Source organism: Streptomyces sp. NPDC086554, from assembly GCF_040686095.1.
Classification (GTDB): domain Bacteria; phylum Actinomycetota; class Actinomycetes; order Streptomycetales; family Streptomycetaceae; genus Streptomyces.
In genome coordinates this window covers 128,983-148,395 of record NZ_JBFBJK010000012.1, presented here as the reverse complement: position 1 = coordinate 148,395, position 19,413 = coordinate 128,983, and the positions used below count along the sequence as shown (strand labels likewise).

General features: G+C 70.9%; 15 protein-coding genes and 1 pseudogene. 4 read left to right on the top strand and 12 right to left on the bottom strand.

Going from position 1 to position 19,413, the window contains the following annotated elements; translation table 11 throughout:
* Positions 1–183: 183 nt before the first annotated feature.
* From AB0O76_RS21560 to bldG, 3 genes are all read right to left on the bottom strand, one after another.
* Complete coding sequence (locus AB0O76_RS21560) at positions 184–2,589, bottom strand: sodium-translocating pyrophosphatase (protein WP_365493498.1); 2,406 nt, start codon at positions 2,587–2,589, stop codon at positions 184–186.
* Between the two features lie 386 nt (positions 2,590–2,975).
* Positions 2,976–3,413: an ATP-binding protein gene (locus tag AB0O76_RS21555; RefSeq protein WP_365493495.1), complete on the bottom strand. Its 438-nt coding sequence runs from the start codon at positions 3,411–3,413 to the stop codon at positions 2,976–2,978.
* Between the two features lie 114 nt (positions 3,414–3,527).
* The gene (gene bldG / locus AB0O76_RS21550) at positions 3,528–3,869 is read right to left on the bottom strand and encodes an anti-sigma factor antagonist BldG (protein WP_003975386.1); all 342 of its coding nucleotides are present in this window, start codon (positions 3,867–3,869) and stop codon (positions 3,528–3,530) included.
* A gap of 80 nt (positions 3,870–3,949) precedes the next feature.
* Here bldG and AB0O76_RS21545 point away from each other — a divergent pair, with 80 nt between their 5' ends.
* The gene (locus tag AB0O76_RS21545) at positions 3,950–6,403 is read left to right on the top strand and encodes a DEAD/DEAH box helicase (protein ID WP_365493492.1); all 2,454 of its coding nucleotides are present in this window, start codon (positions 3,950–3,952) and stop codon (positions 6,401–6,403) included.
* 378 nt (positions 6,404–6,781) lie between these two features.
* On the opposite strand, the pseudogene AB0O76_RS21540 reads toward AB0O76_RS21545, so the two are convergent.
* The 7 genes and pseudogenes from AB0O76_RS21540 to ssd form a co-directional block, all read right to left on the bottom strand.
* Positions 6,782–7,129, bottom strand: a pseudogene (locus AB0O76_RS21540) (Rv3654c family TadE-like protein); the annotation flags it as partial.
* Entirely contained in the window at positions 7,126–7,539 is a 414-nt protein-coding gene (locus tag AB0O76_RS21535; RefSeq protein ID WP_365493489.1) for a TadE family type IV pilus minor pilin, read from the bottom strand. The pseudogene AB0O76_RS21540 and the gene AB0O76_RS21535, both read right to left, overlap by 4 nt.
* Complete coding sequence (locus AB0O76_RS21530) at positions 7,526–7,747, bottom strand: DUF4244 domain-containing protein (protein ID WP_365493486.1); 222 nt, start codon at positions 7,745–7,747, stop codon at positions 7,526–7,528. The genes AB0O76_RS21535 and AB0O76_RS21530 overlap by 14 nt, the downstream gene beginning before the upstream one ends.
* A 69-nt stretch (positions 7,748–7,816) precedes the next feature.
* Positions 7,817–8,602: a type II secretion system F family protein gene (locus AB0O76_RS21525; RefSeq protein WP_365493483.1), complete on the bottom strand. Its 786-nt coding sequence runs from the start codon at positions 8,600–8,602 to the stop codon at positions 7,817–7,819.
* On the bottom strand, positions 8,599–9,474 hold the full coding sequence (locus AB0O76_RS21520) for a type II secretion system F family protein (protein ID WP_365493480.1): 876 nt from the start codon (positions 9,472–9,474) through the stop codon (positions 8,599–8,601). The genes AB0O76_RS21525 and AB0O76_RS21520 overlap by 4 nt, the downstream gene beginning before the upstream one ends.
* Positions 9,471–10,655, bottom strand: a complete 1,185-nt coding sequence (locus tag AB0O76_RS21515) for a TadA family conjugal transfer-associated ATPase (RefSeq protein WP_365493477.1) — start codon at positions 10,653–10,655, stop codon at positions 9,471–9,473. The genes AB0O76_RS21520 and AB0O76_RS21515 overlap by 4 nt, the downstream gene beginning before the upstream one ends.
* Complete coding sequence (gene ssd / locus AB0O76_RS21510; protein WP_365493474.1) at positions 10,652–11,794, bottom strand: septum site-determining protein Ssd; 1,143 nt, start codon at positions 11,792–11,794, stop codon at positions 10,652–10,654. Before ssd ends, AB0O76_RS21515 begins: the two co-directional genes overlap by 4 nt.
* Before the next feature lie 520 nt (positions 11,795–12,314).
* Between ssd and AB0O76_RS21505 the strand changes: the two genes are divergently transcribed.
* Positions 12,315–13,154, top strand: a complete 840-nt coding sequence (locus AB0O76_RS21505; RefSeq protein WP_365493471.1) for an HAD-IB family hydrolase — start codon at positions 12,315–12,317, stop codon at positions 13,152–13,154.
* Between the two features lie 306 nt (positions 13,155–13,460).
* Here the strand turns inward: AB0O76_RS21505 and AB0O76_RS21500 are convergent, their stop codons facing one another.
* Positions 13,461–14,276 carry an oxidoreductase gene (locus AB0O76_RS21500; RefSeq protein ID WP_365493468.1) on the bottom strand — a complete coding sequence of 272 codons (816 nt, stop codon included), beginning with the start codon at positions 14,274–14,276 and terminating at the stop codon, positions 13,461–13,463.
* 101 nt (positions 14,277–14,377) lie between these two features.
* On the opposite strand from AB0O76_RS21500, the gene AB0O76_RS21495 reads away from it, so the two are divergent.
* A complete protein-coding gene (locus AB0O76_RS21495; RefSeq protein WP_365493465.1) occupies positions 14,378–15,358 on the top strand; it encodes an ATP-binding protein in 981 nt (326 codons plus the stop codon).
* Between the two features lie 15 nt (positions 15,359–15,373).
* Here the strand turns inward: AB0O76_RS21495 and AB0O76_RS21490 are convergent, their stop codons facing one another.
* Positions 15,374–16,660, bottom strand: a complete 1,287-nt coding sequence (locus AB0O76_RS21490) for a hypothetical protein (RefSeq protein ID WP_365493462.1) — start codon at positions 16,658–16,660, stop codon at positions 15,374–15,376.
* Positions 16,661–17,059: 399 nt separating this feature from the next.
* Here AB0O76_RS21490 and AB0O76_RS21485 point away from each other — a divergent pair, with 399 nt between their 5' ends.
* Positions 17,060–19,408, top strand: coding sequence for a SulP family inorganic anion transporter (locus AB0O76_RS21485; RefSeq protein ID WP_365493460.1), 2,349 nt, complete (start codon positions 17,060–17,062; stop codon positions 19,406–19,408).
* Positions 19,409–19,413: the final 5 nt, after the last annotated feature.

Sequence of the window (19,413 nt, the reverse complement as noted above, 5' to 3'; positions counted from 1 at the left end):
CTCGGCCCCGGAACTTACACGCCAACTGGGCGACAATCGCATGCCGGGGGTCCGGTACGACCCCTATTAAAGCCATTTGCACCACACGGACAGCGCGAGAGAAGGCTCACCACACACACAACGGGCGGACGCCGCGTCAAAACGCGCCGTCCGCCCGCGTGTTGGGCAGAGTCTGACCCGGTGTTACGAAACCACGGCGGGGTCGGCCGAATTCGCCACCCGCTCCTCGCCTCCGTCCTCGTCGCCCACGGCAATGCCGCGGCGCTTGGAGATGTACACCGCGCCAATGATGACCAGGATGGCGAGCACCGCGATCAGTGCCCGCAACCCGGCGCTGGCGTCGTCCCCGTAACTGAACTGGACGACCGCGGGCGCGATGAGCAGCGCCACCAGATTCATCACCTTCAGCAAGGGGTTGATCGCCGGACCCGCGGTGTCCTTGAACGGGTCACCGACGGTGTCACCGATCACCGTCGCGGCATGGGCCTCGCTGCCCTTGCCGCCGTGGTGACCGTCCTCGACGAGCTTCTTCGCGTTGTCCCACGCGCCGCCGGAGTTGGCGAGGAAGACCGCCATCAGCGTGCCCGTGCCGATCGCGCCGGCCAGGAACGAGCCGAGCGCGCCGACACCGAGCGAGAAGCCGACCGCGATCGGCGTCAGCACGGCGAGCAGACCCGGTGTGGCCAGCTCACGCAGCGCGTCCTTGGTGCAGATGTCGACGACCCGCCCGTACTCCGGTTCCTCGGAGTAATCCATGATCCCGGGGTGCTCGCGGAACTGCCGCCGCACCTCGTAGACCACCGCTCCGGCCGACCGCGACACCGCGTTGATCGCGAGCCCCGAGAAGAGGAAGACGACCGCGGCGCCCAGGATCAGGCCCACCAGGTTGTTGGGCTGCGAGATGTCCATCACCAGGTTCATCGGAGCGCCGTCGCCGAGTTTCTCGCCGACGTCCTTGGCCGATTCCGCGATGGCGTCGCGGTACGAGCCGAAGAGCGCCGCGGCCGCGAGAACGGCCGTGGCGATGGCGATGCCCTTGGTGATGGCCTTCGTGGTGTTGCCGACGGCGTCCAGGTCGGTGAGCACCTGCGCGCCCGCGCCCTCGACGTCACCGGACATCTCGGCGATGCCCTGCGCGTTGTCGGAGACGGGCCCGAAGGTGTCCATGGCGACGATGACACCGACGGTGGTCAGCAGCCCGGTACCCGCGAGTGCCACCGCGAAGAGGGCGAGCATGATCGACGTACCGCCGAGCAGGAACGCCCCGTACACACCGAGCCCGATCAACAGCGCGGTGTAGACGGCCGATTCGAGGCCGATCGAGATGCCGGCCAGGACGACGGTGGCAGGACCGGTGAGCGAGGTCTTGCCGATGTCCTTCACCGGACGCCGGGTGGTCTCCGTGAAGTACCCGGTGAGCTGCTGGATCAGCGCGGCCAGGACGATGCCGATGGCCACGGCGACGACCGCGAGGATCCGCGGATCGCCGTCATGGCCCTTGATCGCCGCGTCCGTGACACCGTCGAGCTCCGCGTACGTGGACGGGAGATAGACGAAGACGGCCACCGCGACGAGCGCCAGCGAGATGAACGCGGAGATGAAGAACCCGCGGTTGATGGCACTCATGCCGCTGCGGTCGGAGCGCCGTGGCGCCACCGCGAAGATCCCGATCATCGCTGTCACGACACCGATCGCCGGGACGATCAGCGGGAAGGCGAGTCCGGAGTCACCGAACGCGACCTTCCCGAGGATCAGCGCGGCGACCAGGGTCACGGCGTACGACTCGAAGAGGTCGGCGGCCATGCCCGCACAGTCGCCGACGTTGTCGCCCACGTTGTCGGCGATGGTCGCGGCATTCCTCGGGTCGTCCTCCGGAATGCCCTGCTCGACCTTGCCGACCAGGTCGGCGCCGACGTCGGCGGCCTTGGTGAAGATGCCGCCGCCGACACGCATGAACATCGCGATCAGCGCCGCCCCGAGGCCGAAGCCTTCGAGGACCTTCGGCGCGTCGGCGGCGTAGACGAGCACCACACAGGAGGCGCCCAGAAGACCGAGCCCCACCGTGAACATGCCGACGACGCCGCCCGTGCGGAAAGCGATCTTCATGGCCTTGTGCGATACGGCGGTGAGATCCTTTGCGGGTTCACCTTCCGCGGGAGTGGCCTCTCGGGCGGCGGCCGCCACACGAACATTGCTGCGTACGGCGAGCCACATGCCGATATAGCCGGTGGTCGCCGAGAACGCCGCACCGATCAAGAAGAAGATCGATCGGCCGGCACGCTGATTCCAGTCGTCCGCGGGCAGCAGCATGAGCAGGAAGAACACCACGACGGCGAATACACCGAGAGTGCGCAACTGCCGGCCCAGATAGGCATTGGCGCCCTCCTGGATCGCCTTCGCGATCTTCTTCATACTGTCGGTGCCCTCGTCGGCCGCGAGCACCTGGCGTACGAGCACCCAGGCGACCGCGAGAGCCGCGATCGCGACGGCCGCGATGACCATCACGATGAGGCGGTTGTCGTCGGTCAGTACGGCGGCTGCGAGGGTTGAGGGGTGGTCAAACTGATGAGGGGTAGAAAGCCCCGCCATTCGTCCTCCTTGACGCTGGGGCTGAGCTCAAGATGTGGACGGATTGTAGGGAGCGGAACCTGATCAAAACAGAGCGCCGCAAACAGAATTGGCGCGAGATTGCTCCCCAGCAAATGATCGCGACCACGGATTGCCCTCGAAAGCGGTAATGCCCCAAAACCGTTGACGGGGGTCACTTGACCGGTACGCCATTCAGCGCAAAGCCCTCGGCAAATGACCGGGGCAATCGCCCGGAGAAATGATCAAAGTAAGAAAGGCCCTGCTCGCCTGGTCGGCAGCAAGACCTTGAGACCGCGATCTGGCGGGAAACGATCACCGCGTGCGGGCGTGGTGCGTACGCAGGCGGCCATGGCGCCCCGCATGGGGTCGAGCGGCCGCGCGTGGCGTCAGCGCAGGGTCGCCGGAGTCGTGGGCCAGGTCATCCGAATGAGTCCGCCGGACTCGCCCGCGGTGACCTCCACGTCGTCCACGAGCCCGCTGATGACGGCGAGACCCATCTCGTCCTCACCCTCGGCCTCGAGCTCGTCGGATTCGCCGCCACCTGAGCCGGGCACCCGGTCACCGGGAGCCGAACGGGGGGCTTCGTCGCCGACCTCGATGGAGAACTGCTTCTCGTCCTCGATCAGCGCGACCCGCACCGGCGCCTCGACGCCGTTGCTCTGATGGAGACCGACGGCGCGTGTGCAGGCCTCGCCGACGGCGAGCCTGACCTCGTCGAGGACCGCCTCGTCCACCCCGGCCCTGCGCGCGACGGCCGCCGCCACGAGGCGGGCGGTCCTGACGTGCTCGGGCAGCGCGCTGAAGCGGAGTTCAACGGTGGCCATGCAATCCCCCTCGGGCGTACACGCGTGCTGTCAGAGGGCCGGGCCGAGGGCCCGGTCCCCTGCTTGTACTGCCACCCCGGGGCCGGCCGACGGCCGGCCCGGGACTTCCGACACTCAGTCGGTGGCCGCGACCGCTTCCTCGACCGAGGTGTGAATGGGGAACACCTTGGTCAGGCCGGTGATGCGGAAGATCTTGAGAATGCGCTCCTGGTTGCAGACCAGGCGCAGCGAGCCCTCATGGGCACGCACCCGCTTCAGGCCGCCGACCAGCACGCCGAGTCCGGTGGAGTCGAGGAAGTCCACGCCCTCCATGTCGACGACCAGATGGAAACTGCCGTCGTTCACCAACTCGACCAACTGCTCGCGCAGCTTGGGCGCGGTATACACATCGATTTCGCCACCGACCTCGACGACCGTACGATCGCCGACGGTACGGGTCGACAGGGACAGGTCCACGGATCCTCCAGCACCTTGCTATCGAGCGGTCATCCCTCGGGACACCTCGGCAGAGCCCCCAGGACGGATCGCCAGCCGCGATGGCATTCAATCACTTACCGGCGGGCGTGCACGACGCCTTAGGACCATTGTCCATCCCGCCAGTGACAGACTCGGTGCCGATGGCCAACTTTTCCCCTCCCGGCGAACCCTCCACGGGCGTCCCGGAACGCACGTCTCCACGGACGGTCCTGGACCGGCTCACCGCGGGACCGAGCCGTGCTTCGCGCGTCACTCATACGGAGCACTTGCCCCCGCGCGAGGCCCGCTATGCCGTCTGGCCCGATCGCATCCGTCCCGAGGTCATCTCCGCCGTCCAGGCCGCGGGCATCGAGCACCCCTGGGCCCACCAGGCACAAGCCGCCGAGCACGCCCTGGACGGCGAGTCGGTCATCGTCGCCACCGGCACCGCGTCGGGAAAGTCACTGGCCTATCTCACCCCCGTCCTCTCGGCGCTGCTCGACGGCTCCGAGGCCCCCAACGGCCGCGGCTCGACCGCCCTGTATCTGGCCCCCACCAAGGCCCTTGCCGCCGACCAGCGCCGCGCCGTCCGCGAACTCGCGGCCCCCCTCGGCAACGCGATCCGCCCCGCGGTCTACGACGGCGACACCCCCGTCGAAGAACGCGAATGGGTACGTCAGTACGCCAACTACGTCCTGACCAACCCCGACATGCTGCACCGCGGGATACTCCCCTCCCACCCCCGCTGGTCCGCCTTCCTCCGCGCCCTGCGCTATGTCGTGATCGACGAGTGCCACACCTACCGCGGCGTCTTCGGCTCGCACGTCGCCCAGGTCCTGCGCCGCCTCCGCCGACTCTGTGCCCGCTACGGCTCCGACCCCGTCTTCCTCCTCGCATCCGCCACATCGGCCGAGCCTGCCGTCGCCGCCGAGCGCCTCACCGGACTGCCCGTGAAGGAGGTCGCCGACGACGCCTCGCCCCGCGGCGATCTCGTCTTCGCCCTCTGGGAACCCCCGCTCACCGAGCTCCACGGCGAGAAGGGCGCACCCGTCCGCCGCACCGCCACCGCCGAGACGGCCGACCTGCTGACCGACCTCACCGTCCAGGGCGTCCGCTCGGTCGCCTTCGTACGCTCCCGGCGCGGCGCCGAACTGATCTCGGTCATCGCCCAGGAACGCCTCGCCGAGGTCGACCGCTCCCTCGCCCGCCGCGTCGCCGCCTACCGCGGCGGCTATCTCCCCGAGGAGCGCCGGGCCCTGGAGCGCGCCCTGCACTCCGGCGAACTCCTCGGCCTCGCGGCCACCACCGCCCTCGAACTCGGCGTGGACGTATCGGGGTTGGACGCCGTCGTCATCGCCGGCTATCCCGGGACCCGCGCCTCGCTCTGGCAGCAGGCAGGGCGTGCCGGACGCTCCGGGCAGGGCGCGCTCGCCGTCCTCGTCGCCCGCGACGACCCGCTGGACACGTATCTCGTCCACCACCCCGAGGCGCTGTTCCAGCAGCCCGTGGAGTCCACCGTTCTCGACCCCGACAATCCGTACGTCCTCGCGCCCCACCTCTGCGCGGCGGCCGCGGAACTCCCGCTCACCGACGACGACTTGACCCTCTTCGGCCCGGCCGCCGCGGAACTCCTCCCGCAGCTGGAGGCCGCGAAGCTGCTGCGCCGCCGCACCAAGGCCTGGCACTGGACCCGCCGGGAGCGGGCCGCCGACCTCACCGACATCCGGGGCGGGGGCGGCAGCCCCGTCCAGATCGTCGAGGAGGGCACCGGCCGGCTGCTCGGCACCGTCGACGCCTCCGCCGCGCACACCGCCGTGCACGAGGGTGCGGTCCACCTCCACCAAGGGCGTACGTATCTCGTGCGCCACCTCGATCTGGAGGACTCGGTGGCCCTGGTCGAGCAGGCCGAACCGCCCTACTCCACGACCGCCCGCGACACCACCGCCATCGCCGTCCTGGAGACGGACGTCGAGATCCCCTGGGGCGAGGGCCGCCTCTGCCACGGCTCCGTCGAAGTCACCAACCAGGTCGTCTCCTTCCTGCGCCGCAAGCTGATCACCGGCGAAGTCCTCGGCGAGACCAAGCTGGACCTGCCGCCCCGCACCCTGCGCACCAAGGCGGTGTGGTGGACGGTCACCGAGGACCAACTGGACGCCGCCCGGATCAATCCGGAGATCCTCGGCGGCGCCCTGCACGCCGCCGAGCACGCCTCCATCGGCATGCTGCCGCTCTTCGCGACGTGCGATCGCTGGGACATCGGCGGTGTCTCCGTACCGCTGCACCCGGACACGCTCCTGCCGACCGTCTTCGTGTACGACGGCCATCCCGGCGGCGCGGGCTTCGCCGAGCGGGCGTTCCACACGGCCCGCGAGTGGCTGACGGCCACCCGGCAGGCCATCGCCTCCTGCGAGTGCGACGCCGGCTGCCCGTCCTGCATCCAGTCCCCCAAATGCGGCAACGGCAACGATCCCCTCCACAAACGCGGCGCTGTCCGCCTCCTCTCGATCCTCCTCAGGGACGCGCCGACTGACTGATGGGTGAGGGGCGTTCGGCGCGAGATCCATGCCTGGATCGGGGCCGGTAGCAGGACCGGGGGCGCGACCGGAAGCGCGACCGGAATGTGGATCGGGAGCGGGCTCGGGATCTGGCTCGGACTCGGGAGCGGGCTCGAGATCTGGCTCGGACTTGGGATCTGGCTCGGGAGCCAGCTCTGGCTCGGGCGCGTCGGCCGTGGGTGGCTCCGGAGCGAGTGGCTGCGGGGTGAGTGCCTCCAGAGCATCCGACTGCGGGGCAAGTGCCTCCAGGCCAAGTGACTGCCGGGCCAGTGACTGCCGGGCAGCTGCACCCGGCCCCGGAGCGGCCGGTCCCGGGGCACCCGGCCCCGGAACAGCCGGTCCCGCAGGACCCGCCCGCGACCTGACCTCCGTCACGAACGGCCCGAACTCCGCCGCCGCGGTGACGTCCGAGAGCTCGCCGTGCACCGCGCAGCGCACGATGCGCGTCCCCTGCGCCTCGGCCACCCGCCCCGCCCGCGCGCACGCCCCGGAGCGCCCCTCCATCCAGTGGTCCGCCGCCGCGAGCGCCGCCAAGTCCGCCGCGCCGCCCGCCCGATGGCGGGCAACGATCACCTGCCCCATCGCCAGAACCGCGCCGCAGATCACGCACAACACGGCCATCACGACGACGACCCAGACGGTGGCGGCGCCACGATCCGACGCTGCGGTGGCGGTGACGGCCGACCGCCGGGAATCGCCCCTCACGTCCCCACCCCCACCGTCTCCTCCGCCAACGCCACCGCCTCCGACCGCAGCCGCAGCCCGAGCCCCAGCGCTTCCGGTCCCGGCGAGTTGGCCACCACCGCCACGCGGACCAGGTCTCCGTCCCGCCGCACCTGCACCGCCGCACCTCGCGGTGCCGCCTGGCGGGCCGCCGCCACCGCCGCGCTCCTGGGATCCTGCCGGGCCATCGCGCGAGCCCCGGCCCGCGCCGCGTCCACGCACTGGATCTGCGCGGACGCAGTCAGCAGTGCCCAGACCAGCGCCATCGTGAACAGCACCAGCGTCGGCAGCACCACGGCAGCCTCAGCGGTCACGAATCCCCGGTCCCGCTCGCACTCCCGGAACGGGCGCCGGAATGTCCGCCCGCCTGGAGCCCTCTCAGAACTGGACATCGAGCGCCTTCTCCACGACCGCTTGCAGCGCCGCCCTGACCTGCCCGCTCGTCACCACCTTGTAGAGCAGCCCGGCGAACCCCACCGCCGCGATCAGCCCCATCGCGTACTCCGAAGTGACCATCCCCGAGTCCCCACGCACCGCACGCACCGCACGCACCGCACGCACCCCGCGTCGCAGCACCCGCGCACACAGCTGTCCCCGCATCTCAACCCCCATGAAAATTCGGTCAGTTCAGTACATTCCGCCAGTTCGGCGGCGCACCTCATCGGTTGCTCAGCCGCTCAACAGGCCCTCCGCGAGCCCGATCACCACCGGCAGCACCCCTACCGCGATGAACGCGGGCAGGAAGCACAGCCCCACCGGCGCTGTCATCAGCACGCCGGCCCTGCGCGCCGCCGCCATCGCCGTACGACCCCGTTCCGCTCTGCAGTCAGCGGCGAGGCGCGCCACCGGTTCCGCCGCCGGAGCCCCTGACTCGCCAGCCCGTTCCAGCAGGCCTGCCAGCGCCCCCGCGCCCGGTATCGCGGCCAACATCCGCCAGGCATCGGATGGTTCGCTTCCGAGCCGTACCTCCGCCGCCCCGCGCGCCAACCGCTCACCGACCGGTCCCTTCAGGGCCTCGCCCACAGCTTGAGCGGCCACCACGGGTCCCGCGCCCGCCGCAACACAGGCCGCCAACAGATCAGCAGCCAAGGGCAGTTGCCGAGACGCCTCCGCGGCGTCGAACTCCGGGGCCGCCTCACTCCGCCCGTGCCACCACCGCAACACCCCGTATCCCGCGCCCAACCCCAGCAGAGCCCCCGGAATCCCCCCGACCAGCACCCACCCGGCACTCGCCGCACCGGCCGCCACGAGCCATCTCCTCCGCGCTTCCTGCCGCCAGGGCCACGTCCGCGTCGGCCTGCGAGAAACCGGCACGCCCACCGGCGCGCCAAGGACCACCCCCGTCCGGCACCGCACCGCCCGCTCCCGTCGCGCCGCCAGCACCGTCGACGCCAGCCACAGGACAGCCACGGCTCCCCACACGGCCACCCCCAGCTTGTGGACAACCAAGCTCATCGCTCCTCCGCCCCTCGTACGATCCGCAGCGCCCACCACACGCCCGCGCCCTCCAACGCACCGCCCACCACCAGGCACCCGAGCCCCGCCCCCGTGTGCAGCAGCACCCGCAGCGGTGCCGCGCCAAGTGCGCTGCCCATGAGCAGCCCGATCACCGGCAATCCGGCGAGCATCACCGCAGTGGACCGGGCTCCCGCCAACTGGGTCCGAAGATCGGCGCGTTGGTCGCGCTCCGAACGCAGCGCGCCCTCCAGCCTTTCGAGCCCCGCCGCGAGCCCGGCGCCTCGGTCCACCGCCACCCGCCAGCACGCCGCGAGCCCCAACAGCCCCTGCGCCCCCGGCTCCCGCGCCGCCACCTCAAGCGCCCCCGGCACATCCCCGCCGAACCGCGCCGCCGCGAGCACCGCAGCCCGCGCCTCCCCCAGCCCGACACCGCCCCCGGCATCCGAACCACCGGCCGCGACCTTCAACGCCTCGCCCGGCTGCCGCCCCGCCCGCACCTCTCCCGCGAGCGTTCCGCACAGCGCGATCACCTCCGCGGCCCGCCGCTCCCCCGCGATCCGCGCGTCCCGGGCCCGCCGCACACGCCGTATCAACGGCACCCCCGCCACCCCCACGACCAGCGGCACCACGGACTCCCCCAGGAGCGCGACCGCCACCCCGCCCGCCAGGCACCACCATTCATGCCGCACCCGCCCGCTCACCGCGGCCACCGCCCGCCGCCACGCCGAGCCGTCCGGCGCGGCAGCGCCGCAACCGAGCACCGCCCTCGCCCGCCACAGCGCCCGGTCCCGCCCGGCCAACAGCCAGGCGGCACCTCCCACGCACAGAGCCGCCGCCCAGACCGGCACCGCCACTCCCGCCGCGCTCACCCCGCACCCCCAAGGCCGCCCCGGCCGGCGCCGCCCAGGAGCCCGTCAAGACGCTCCCAGCCGCGCTCCCGGACGAAGGACCGCTCACCCCACCGCAGCGCAGGCACCGTCACCACAAACCCCGACGGGTCCCGCTCCAGGACATGCACCTCGGCGATCCGCCGCCGGCCGGTCCGGTCCCGTACGAGATGAAGGACCACGGACAGCGCGGCCGCCAACTGGCTGTGCAGCGCTGCCCGGTCGAGCCCCGCCGCCGTGCCCAGTGCCTCAAGACGGGCGGGCACATCCCCCGCCGCGTTGGCATGCACCGTGCCGCAGCCGCCTTCATGGCCCGTATTCAGCGCGGCCAGCAGATGGACCACCTCGGCGCCCCGCACCTCGCCCACGACGAGCCGGTCGGGCCGCATCCGCAGGGCCTGCCGCACCAGGTCGTCCAGGCCCACCTGCCCCGTGCCCTCCTGGTTCGCGGGCCTGGCCTCCAGGCGCACCACATGCGGGTGGTCGGGGCGCAGCTCCGCCGAGTCCTCGGCGAGCACGATCCGCTCCCCCGGCCCGACCAGGCCGAGCAGGGCGCTCAGCAGCGTCGTCTTGCCTGAGCCTGTCCCGCCACTGATCAGGTACGAGAGCCTCGCGTCGAGCAGTGCCCGCAGCACCCGGTCCCCGCCCGGCGGCACCGTGCCCGCCGCGACCAGTTCCGCGAGGGTGAAGGCCTTGGGACGTACGACGCGCAAGGAGAGGCAGGTCGAGCCGACGGCGACCGGGGGCAGGACCGCATGGAGGCGGGTGCCGTCCGGGAGCCGTGCGTCCACCCAAGGCCTCGCGTCGTCGAGCCGGCGCCCCGCCACGGCCGCAAGCCGCTGTGCGAGCCGCCGCACGGCCGCCGCATCCTCGAAGGACACGGTGGTCAGCTCAAGGCCGCCGCCCCGGTCCACCCACACCCGGTCGGGAGCGGACACCAGCACATCGGTCACCGAGGCGTCCGCAAGCAAGGACTCCAGCGGCCCGGCGCCCACCAGCTCCGAACGCAACTGCGCGGCCGCGCCCAGGACTTCCGCGTCACCGAGCACCCTGCCCTGCGCCCGGAGCGCCTCGGCGACCCGGGCCGGTGTCGGCTCGGTGCCGCTCTCGGCGAGCCACTGGCGCACTCCGTCCAGCATCCTGGCCCCGACGACGGCGCTCATGAGCCGCCTCCGGTGGCGTCGGCAGAGACCCGCTCCCAGAAGGCCGTACAAAAGCGCGCGAGCGGCCCCCGTGCGACGCCTCCGGGCGGCATGCCCCCGGCCTGCGCCGCCAACAGTCCGGCCTCTCTGGGAAGTTCACCCACCAGTGGCAGCCCGATCAGCCTGGCCACCTCTTCCGCATCGAAGCAGCCGAGGCCACCGAAGCCGCCCGCACCTGCCGGGCCACGGGCACCACCGCCGACCACCACTCTCAGGTCCCGCAGCACCATCCCCACCGCCGACGCGACCCGTCGTGCCCCTGCCACCGCGCGCAGCTCCGCCGGTACCACCAGGAGCCCCAGATCCACCTGGGCCAGCGCCTCGGCCACTCCTTCGTCCACCCGGCGCGGCAGGTCCACGACCACCACCCCGCCCCGGCGGCGGGCGGCCGCGATCACCGCCCTCATGGCATCCGGCGGAATGACCACCGCATCACCCCGGTCCCAGCTGAGGACGCGCAGGGAGTGCAGCTCGGGCAACGACTCCTCGAGGGCGCCACCGCCCACTCGCCCCCTGGACTGGGCGAAGGCGGGCCAGCGCAGCCCGTCGGCCGATTCACCGCCCAGGAGCACATCGAGCCCGCCGCCGAGCGGGTCGGCGTCGACGAGCATCGTGCGCCGCCCCGCACGGGCCGCCGTGACGGCCAGCGCGCAGGCCAGCGTCGACGCGCCGGCGCCGCCGCTCCCGCCGATCACCCCCACGGTGAGCGCGGGCCGCCCCACGCCCTCGGCCACGTCGGCGATGCGGTCCACCAGCCAGCGCTCGCCGTCGGGCAGGACGAGGACATGGTCGGCGCCGATCTCCACCGCACGCCGCCAGACCCCGGAATCGTCCTGGTCCCGGCCGACCAGCACGACCCCGCGTCTGCGCGCGGCCCCCCGCACCCGGTCCACCGCGTCGTCCCCGACCAGCACGAGCGGGGCGGCGTCCCAGCCGCCTCTGCGCTCGGGCACCCCGTGCTGCACCTCGGGTCGCGCGCCCGCCGCGGCGCACAGCCGCAGCAGGTCGTCCAGCAGGTCCACATCTTCCGTGACGATCAGCGGTCCGCTCTGCCGTCCGTCGGACTGCGGCGGCCTGTCGTCCGTAATCACTCCAGCCACGATCTCCTGCCCCCTCTCACTACAAGCCCCGTGAATGCCGCGTTCCACATCGGCGAAGAACCGGCCAAAGCAATCCGGCCATGAACTTCGCGTGCGGAACGAGCGGAATCAGCGTGCAGCGATCCCGGAAATCGTGTGGATCTTGGTCAATTACTGTGGACAAGACGTGGGCTGTGAATATCCCCTTCACCCATACCGGTGACATCCCGAAGACTTCCGCAGAGCAGCCTGACGGCTACGCACAGTGACGGATCTTGGGCAAGCGAAAGGGCCGCCGAATCGGCGGCCCTGACGCGTCACGTGATCGGATCGGAGTCGCACGAAGCCCGTAAAACCCATCCGGACATGCGACGACCCCCGCCGGGGGGGAGAGCGGGGGTCGTCCCCACGGTCCGACTCGGGGGGGGAGGAGCCAGACCGGGTTAGCACGGTCGCGAACGATCCGTGACTTCCATGGTGTACCCGAGAGCCTTCTCAGGCAAACCCACGCGCCTCACCTTACGCCGAATGGTGGGCGCCTATGCTCGGGCTCGTGGAAAACCACTCCTTGCCTCGCACAGCCGCCTTCTTTGACCTGGACAAGACGGTCATTGCGAAGTCGAGCACTCTCACCTTCAGCAAGTCGTTCTACCAAGGCGGCCTGATCAACCGCAGGGCGGTACTCAGGACCGCCTATGCGCAGTTCGTCTTCCTCGCCGGAGGCGCCGATCACGACCAGATGGAGCGGATGCGCGAGTACCTGTCCGCGCTCTGCCGCGGATGGAACGTGCAGCAGGTCAAGGAGATCGTCGCCGAGACGCTGCACGACCTGATCGACCCGATCATTTACGACGAGGCCGCGTCCCTCATCGAGGAGCACCACACCGCGGGCCGCGACGTCGTCATCGTCTCCACCTCGGGCGCCGAGGTCGTCGAGCCGATCGGGGAGCTCCTGGGTGCGGACCGCGTGGTCGCCACCCGAATGGTCGTGGGCGACGACGGATGTTTCACGGGCGAGGTGGAGTACTACGCCTACGGCCCCACCAAGGCGGCCGCCATCAAGGAGCTCGCGGTCTCCGAGGGATACGACCTCGACCGCTGCCACGCCTACAGCGACTCGGTGACCGACGTCCCGATGCTCGAGTCCGTCGGGCATCCGCACGCGGTCAACCCCGATCGCGCGCTGCGTCGCGAGGCCCTCTCGCGCGGGTGGCCGGTTCTCGACTTCCACCGCCCGGTGCGGCTCAAGGAGCGGCGGCGGAAGCCGTCCCGTCCGGCGCTCGTGGCGGTGGCGGCGGTGGGCGCCGCCGCGGCCACCGCGGGCCTCGTCTGGTTCGCCAGCAGGCGCCGGACGACCCGCGCCCGATTCACCCTTATTTGAACCTAAAAGTAAAGAAGTAGGGCCAGGACTTCCGCTTACCCCAGGACAGGAGTACAAAGGAGTCAACGGCCCGCGAGACCAAGGACATCCGAGAGGATTACCTTCAAACGCAACCACGGCCCCACGGACCGGAGCATGGACATCGAGCACCCACGCGACGTCGACCCGTCGATTACGGGCCAGCCGCACCAGGTGACGGGCAATGTTCCCGACCTGATGGGCAACCTTCGAGGACGCTTGGTAACACGGTGAACATGCCAGCGGCGGTACGAGAACTCGTACCGCCGCAACCCTGTGTGGGGTCTTCTACGCCGCGCCGCGCTGCAGCGCCTCGCAGACCGCCGTCGACTCCCTGACCCCCAGCTCGACCGCACGCCCACAGTGGGCGATCCAGGCGGCCATCCCCTCCGGGGTCCCGGACGCATAGCCGTCGAGCGCCGCGACGTACGCAGCCCGGCCCTGCTCGGCGTGCCCCGCCTCAGCCGGACAGATGGACTTCGGGTCGAGCCCGCTGCCCACCAGGACAATGCGCTCGGCCGCGCGCGCGACCAGGCCGTTGTGCGAGCCGAAGGGCCGCAGGCTGAGCAGCTCCCCGTGCACCACGGCCGCCGTCACCAGGGCCGGTGCGGAACTCCCCGCGATGATCAGCTGCGAGAGCCCCTCCAGGCGCCCCGCCACTTCCTCGGAGTCCGGCACCTTCAGCTCGACCAGCGGCTCGTCGACCGGCTCGCCCGCGAGGCGCGGCCGCCCCGCCGACTCGTCGGCCTCCGCCGCCGCGACGAGGTGCAGGCGCGCGAGGACACGCAGCGGCGACTGCCGCCAGATGGACAGGAGTTGCCCCGCCTCGGCGGTCAACCGCAGGGCCGCGCCGACCGTGCGCGCCTCGTCGTCGCCGCTGAAGTCGCTGCGCCGACGCACCTCTTCGAGCGCCCACTCGGCGCCGGAGAGCGCCGCGGAGCCGCGCGCGCCGCGCAGGGCCGCCTCGGACGTGACCTCGTTGCTGCGGCGCCGCATGATCCGGTGGCCGTAGACCCGGTCCACGGCCTTGCGCACGGAGTCCACGGAGTCACTCACTCCGGGCAGCGCGCCCAGAGCGGCGAGCGGATCAGCTGTCGTACTCATGAGTACGACCCTACGCACACCACGCGCCCGCCCCACGAAGGAGTGGTCTTCTTCACGCCGAATGGATACGTCAGGTGATCATCAGGCTACCCTTGGTGAACATGAAGATCGCTTTCGTAGGGAAGGGCGGCAGCGGCAAGACGACGCTGTCCTCGCTCTTCATCCGCCACCTCGCCGCCACCGGCGCACCGGTCCTCGCCGTGGACGCCGACATCAACCAGCACCTGGGCCCCGCGCTCGGCCTCGACGACACGGTCGCCGCCGAACTGCCCGCCATGGGGGCGCGCCTTCCGCTCATCAAGGACTATCTGCGCGGCTCCAACCCGCGGATCTCCTCCGCCGAGACAATGATCAAGACCACGCCGCCCGGCGAGGGCTCGCGGCTGCTTCGGGTGCGCGAGGACAACCCGGTGTACGACGCGTGTGCCCGGACGGTGGAACTCGACGACGCCGCCGTGCGTTTGATGGTCACAGGGCCGTTCACCGAAGCCGACCTCGGTGTCGCCTGCTACCACTCCAAGACGGGGGCGGTGGAGCTGTGTCTGAACCACCTGGTCGACGGGCGCGACGAGTACGCGGTCGTCGACATGACCGCCGGCTCGGACTCCTTCGCTTCCGGCATGTTCACGCGCTTCGACATGACATTCCTGGTGGCCGAGCCGACCCGGAAGGGAGTCTCGGTCTATCACCAGTACAAGGAATACGCACGGGACTTCGGGGTCGCACTCCGGGTCGTCGGCAACAAGGTGCAGGGCCAGGAGGACATCGACTTCCTGCGTGAGCAGGTGGGCGACGACCTCCTGGTGACGGTCGGGCACTCGGACTGGGTGCGCGCCATGGAGAAGGGCCGACCGCCCCGGTTCGAGCGCCTGGAGGCCACCAACCGCCTTGCCCTGCAAGCACTTCAGTCCGCCGCCGACGCCTCGTACGAACGCCGCGACTGGGAGCGCTACACACGCCAGATGGTGCACTTCCACCTGAAGAACGCACAGAGCTGGGGCAACGAACGAACGGGGGCCGACCTGGCGGGCCAGGTCGACCCCGACTTCGTGTTGCGCGAGCGGCTGGCCGCTACGGCCTGAACACCCCTCTGGGCGCTACGGCTTGACCGCCGGGGCGCCCGGGACGCCCTTCGGGGCCGGGGCGGGCCGGGCCGAGAGGTAGGACGGCCAGCCGCCCTTCGGGGCCGTGCCGACCGGCAGCTTGGTGAGGCGCTCCAGGGTCTGCGGGTCCTGGGCGTCGAGCCAGTCGGCGAGCTGCCGGAAGGAGACACAGCGCACTGCGGGCTTGGTGCAGACCGACTCGACCGTCTCCTCGATGGCGCGCATGTACGTGCCGCCGTTCCAGGACTCGAAGTGGTTGCCGATGATCAGCGGGGCGCGGTTGCCCTTGTAGGCGCGGTCGAAGCCCTGGAGCAGGCCGTCGCGCATCTGGTCGCCCCAGTACTCGTGCTTGGACGGATCGCCCTGGGACGTCGAACCCGACTGGTTCACCATGAAGTTGTAGTCCATGGTGAGCGTCTCGAACTTGCGGCCGGGGACCGGGACCAGCTGCATCGACAGGTCCCAGAGGCCGTCCTTCTTCTTGGGCCAGAGCTGGTTGTTGACGCCGCTGGTGTCATAGCGGAAGCCGAGCTCGCGGGCCGCCCGCATGAAGTTCTCCTGGCCTTCGAGACAGGGCGTGCGGGCGCCGATCAGTTCCTTGTCGTAGTCGAAGGGCAGCGGCTGCGCGCCCTTCAGGCCCGTGTTGGTCTTCCAGGCCTTGACGAAGGACTTGGCCTGGCCGATCTCGGACTTCCAGTCGGCGACCGACCACTGGCCCACGCCGCCGTTCGTACCGCAGAAGTGGCCGTTGAAGTGCGTGCCGACCTCGTTGCCCTCGAGCCAGGCGCCGCGGAGCTGGTCCACGGTGTCCTTGATTCCCTTGCGGTCGTTGAAGCCGATGTCCGAGCTGCCGGACAGGTGCTGCGGCGGCTTGTAGAGCTTGCGCTTCTCCTCGGGGAGCAGGTACACGCCGCTGAGGAAGTACGTCATCGTCGCGTTGTTCCGCTTGGCGACCTTGCGGAAGTGCGAGAACAGCTTCTGGCTGTCCTCGCCCGCGCCGTCCCAGGAGAAGACCACGAACTGGGGTGGCTTCTTGCCCGGCTTGAGGCGTGCGGGTCTCGGCAGGTGCGGCTGCTGACCGGTGAAGGCGGTGGAGCCGTCGCCGATCATGCGGACCGCACTCTTGGGCGCCGGGGCGGGAGCCGCCTTCCCGGGGCCGTGCGCGCCCTTCTTGGCAGCGGTGCCGGCGTCGCCGCCCGCACAACCGGCCAGCGCCGCGACGCATGCCACGAGGGCGGTGATGCCCGCGGCGATCCGCTGGATCCTCTGGATGGCGGCCATCTTCCGCCCACCTTCTTCCTTCACATCGGCTTCGAGTCGGGGCAGGGGGCTGCGGGGAGCACCGCAGGGTTCGCTGCAGGGATCACCGCAAGGGGCATCGCAGGCATTAGGCCCTAATTGCGGTGAAATGCCGACGACGTCGCCAACGTCGCACGGGGGCACGGGAGACGGGGTACGACAAGCCGACGAATAGGCTTATTCACTCGCCAGGGTGATTCAATGCCCCATTTGACCCATTTATTCACCCAGGGTCTTTACTCTCCATTACGATTCATTTACCGAGAGTTGAGATATCCCGCCGCTGCAACGCCGTGACCCACGGCCGCGACCCCGCCCTCCGGAGACCGCCGGAGGACCCCTTGTCCCGCGACCGCGCTGCCCCGGAGGAGACGGGAAACCATGACCGCTTGTGCCCCCGCCCACGCCACCGACTCGGCCCACGCCTCACACGACCACGAGCCCCACGGGCCGCCGTCCGGCAAGTCCCACCGCTTCCGCAATTTCCGCATCTCCGGCGCCGACCTCTCCGCGTCGATCGCCGTCTTCCTGATCGCCCTGCCCCTCTCCCTCGGCATCGCGCTCGCCACCGGAGCACCGCTCCAGGCGGGGCTCGTCGCCGCCGCCGTCGGCGGACTCGTCGCCGGGCGGCTCGGCGGATCACCGCTCCAGGTGAGCGGCCCCGCCGCCGGCCTCACGGTCGTCACCGCCGACCTCATCCAGCGCTACGGATGGCGCACCACCTGCGCCATCACCGTCCTCGCCGGATGTGCCCAACTCGGCCTCGGTTGCCTGCGCGTGGCCCGCTCGGCGCTCGCCGTCAGCCCCGCCATCGTGCACGGCATGCTCGCCGGCATCGGTGTCGCCATCGCCGTCGCCCAGCTGCACATCGTGCTCGGCGGCACCCCGCAGAGCTCCGTGCCGGACAATCTCCGTGCGCTGCCCGCCCAGTTGGCCGATCTGCACCCGGCCGCCCTGTCGATCAGTCTTCTGACGCTGGCGATCCTGCTGGTCTGGCCGCGGATTCCCGGACGCCCGGGGAGAGTTCTGCGCGTCGTACCGGCGCCGCTCGTCGCCGTCGCGGTGGCGACCGCCTGTGCCAGCGTCGCCGGACTCAGCCTCGCCAAGGTCGACCTGCCGTCGTGGCGCAGTCACGCGCTGGCCGGGCTCCCGGAAGGACCCGTGCTCGGGCTCGTCGCCGCGGTGCTCACCGTCACGCTGGTGTGCGGGGTGCAGTCGCTGCTCGGGGCGGTCGCCGTGGACAAGCTCACCTCCCGGCGGGCGGCGGGGCAGTCCCGCGTCGGCCGCTCCGATCTCGACCGGGAGCTGCTCGGGCAGGGCGCCGCCAATGTCGTCTCCGGCGCGCTCGGCGGACTGCCGGTCGCCGGGGTCGCGGTGCGCAGCGTGGCCAATGTACGAGCGGGCGCCGTCAGCAGGAACTCCACGATGCTGCACGGCGTTTGGGTAGTAGTAGCCGCCCTGCTGCTCGTCCCCGTCCTGGAGCTGATCCCGCTCGCCGCGCTCGCCGCCCTGGTGATGGCCGTAGGCATCCAGATGGTGAGCCTGAACCACATCCGCACCATCACCCGCCACCGAGAGATCCCCGTCTACGCGATCACCACACTCGGCGTGGTCTTCCTGGGCGTGCTCGAAGGCGTGGCTCTCGGCGTCGCCGTCGCCGTGGCCGTCGCGCTGCACCGCCTCGCCCGGACGCGGATCACGCACGCCCATGAGGACGACGTCCATCACGTCCGTGTGCGCGGGCAGTTGACGTTCCTCGCGGTGCCCAGGCTCAGCAGGGCGCTGCATCTCGTACCCCAAGGGACCGCGACCATCGTCGAGTTGGACGGCTCCTTCATGGACCATGCCGCGTACGAGGCGCTGCAGTGCTGGCAGGACGCGCACACCGCGCAGGGCGGCAGTGTCGAGGTGACCGGGCGCGCGGGGACACGGATCGCCGAGCCCGCGAGCACATCGCACTCCTGCTGCCGACCCTGGACGGCCTGGCGCAACCACCACTGCGACCGCCCCGCGGAGACCCCGCGCGGCGAGCGGCCCAGCGGGCATCAACTGGCGCGCGGCATCAGCGCGTTCCAGCGGAACACGGCCCCGCATGTGCGCGGCGAGCTGGCCCGCCTCGCGCGCGAGGGGCAGCGTCCCTCACAGCTCTTCCTGACCTGCGCCGACTCCCGGCTCGTCACATCGATGATCACGTCGAGCGGCCCCGGCGACCTCTTCGTCGTACGCAATGTCGGCAATCTGGTGCCGCTGCCGGGTGCCGAGAGCGGGGACGACTCGGTGGCCGCGGCGATCGAGTACGCCGTGGACGTGCTGAAGGTGCGGTCCATCACCGTGTGCGGGCACTCCGGGTGCGGGGCGATGCAGGCCCTGCTCAACACGCCGCCCGGCGGCACCCAGACGCCCCTGCGGCGGTGGCTGCGGCACGGCATGCCGAGCCTTGAGCGCATGGCGGCGTACGACGCCGACAAGGCCTGGGCGCGACTGGCGGGGCGGGCACCCGCCGACGCGGTCGAGCAGCTCTGTCTGACCAATGTGGTGCAGCAGTTGGAGCATCTGCGCGGCCATGAGGCGGTGGCCCGGCGGATGGCCGACGGCGCGCTCGAGCTGCACGGGATGTACTTCCACGTCGGTGAGGCGCAGGCCTATCTCCTGACCGAGGCTCAGGAGGAGGTCTTCGACCAGGTGACACCGGCACCGGAGGATGAGCCACCCGCCCAAGTAAAGGTCTAAACCAA

What these genes read in the sequence shown, in the direction of transcription:
- AB0O76_RS21560 (WP_365493498.1), bottom strand. Translation starts at nt 2,589, where the DNA reads ATGGCGGGGCTTTCTACCCCTCATCAGTTTGACCACCCCTCAACCCTC.
- AB0O76_RS21555 (WP_365493495.1), bottom strand. Translation starts at nt 3,413, where the DNA reads ATGGCCACCGTTGAACTCCGCTTCAGCGCGCTGCCCGAGCACGTCAGG.
- AB0O76_RS21545 (WP_365493492.1), top strand. Translation starts at nt 3,950, where the DNA reads ATGGCATTCAATCACTTACCGGCGGGCGTGCACGACGCCTTAGGACCA.
- AB0O76_RS21535 (WP_365493489.1), bottom strand. Translation starts at nt 7,539, where the DNA reads ATGTCCAGTTCTGAGAGGGCTCCAGGCGGGCGGACATTCCGGCGCCCG.
- AB0O76_RS21530 (WP_365493486.1), bottom strand. Translation starts at nt 7,747, where the DNA reads ATGCGGGGACAGCTGTGTGCGCGGGTGCTGCGACGCGGGGTGCGTGCG.
- AB0O76_RS21525 (WP_365493483.1), bottom strand. Translation starts at nt 8,602, where the DNA reads ATGAGCTTGGTTGTCCACAAGCTGGGGGTGGCCGTGTGGGGAGCCGTG.
- AB0O76_RS21515 (WP_365493477.1), bottom strand. Translation starts at nt 10,655, where the DNA reads ATGAGCGCCGTCGTCGGGGCCAGGATGCTGGACGGAGTGCGCCAGTGG.
- AB0O76_RS21505 (WP_365493471.1), top strand. Translation starts at nt 12,315, where the DNA reads ATGCTCGGGCTCGTGGAAAACCACTCCTTGCCTCGCACAGCCGCCTTC.
- AB0O76_RS21500 (WP_365493468.1), bottom strand. Translation starts at nt 14,276, where the DNA reads ATGAGTACGACAGCTGATCCGCTCGCCGCTCTGGGCGCGCTGCCCGGA.
- AB0O76_RS21495 (WP_365493465.1), top strand. Translation starts at nt 14,378, where the DNA reads ATGAAGATCGCTTTCGTAGGGAAGGGCGGCAGCGGCAAGACGACGCTG.
- AB0O76_RS21490 (WP_365493462.1), bottom strand. Translation starts at nt 16,660, where the DNA reads ATGGCCGCCATCCAGAGGATCCAGCGGATCGCCGCGGGCATCACCGCC.
- AB0O76_RS21485 (WP_365493460.1), top strand. Translation starts at nt 17,060, where the DNA reads ATGACCGCTTGTGCCCCCGCCCACGCCACCGACTCGGCCCACGCCTCA.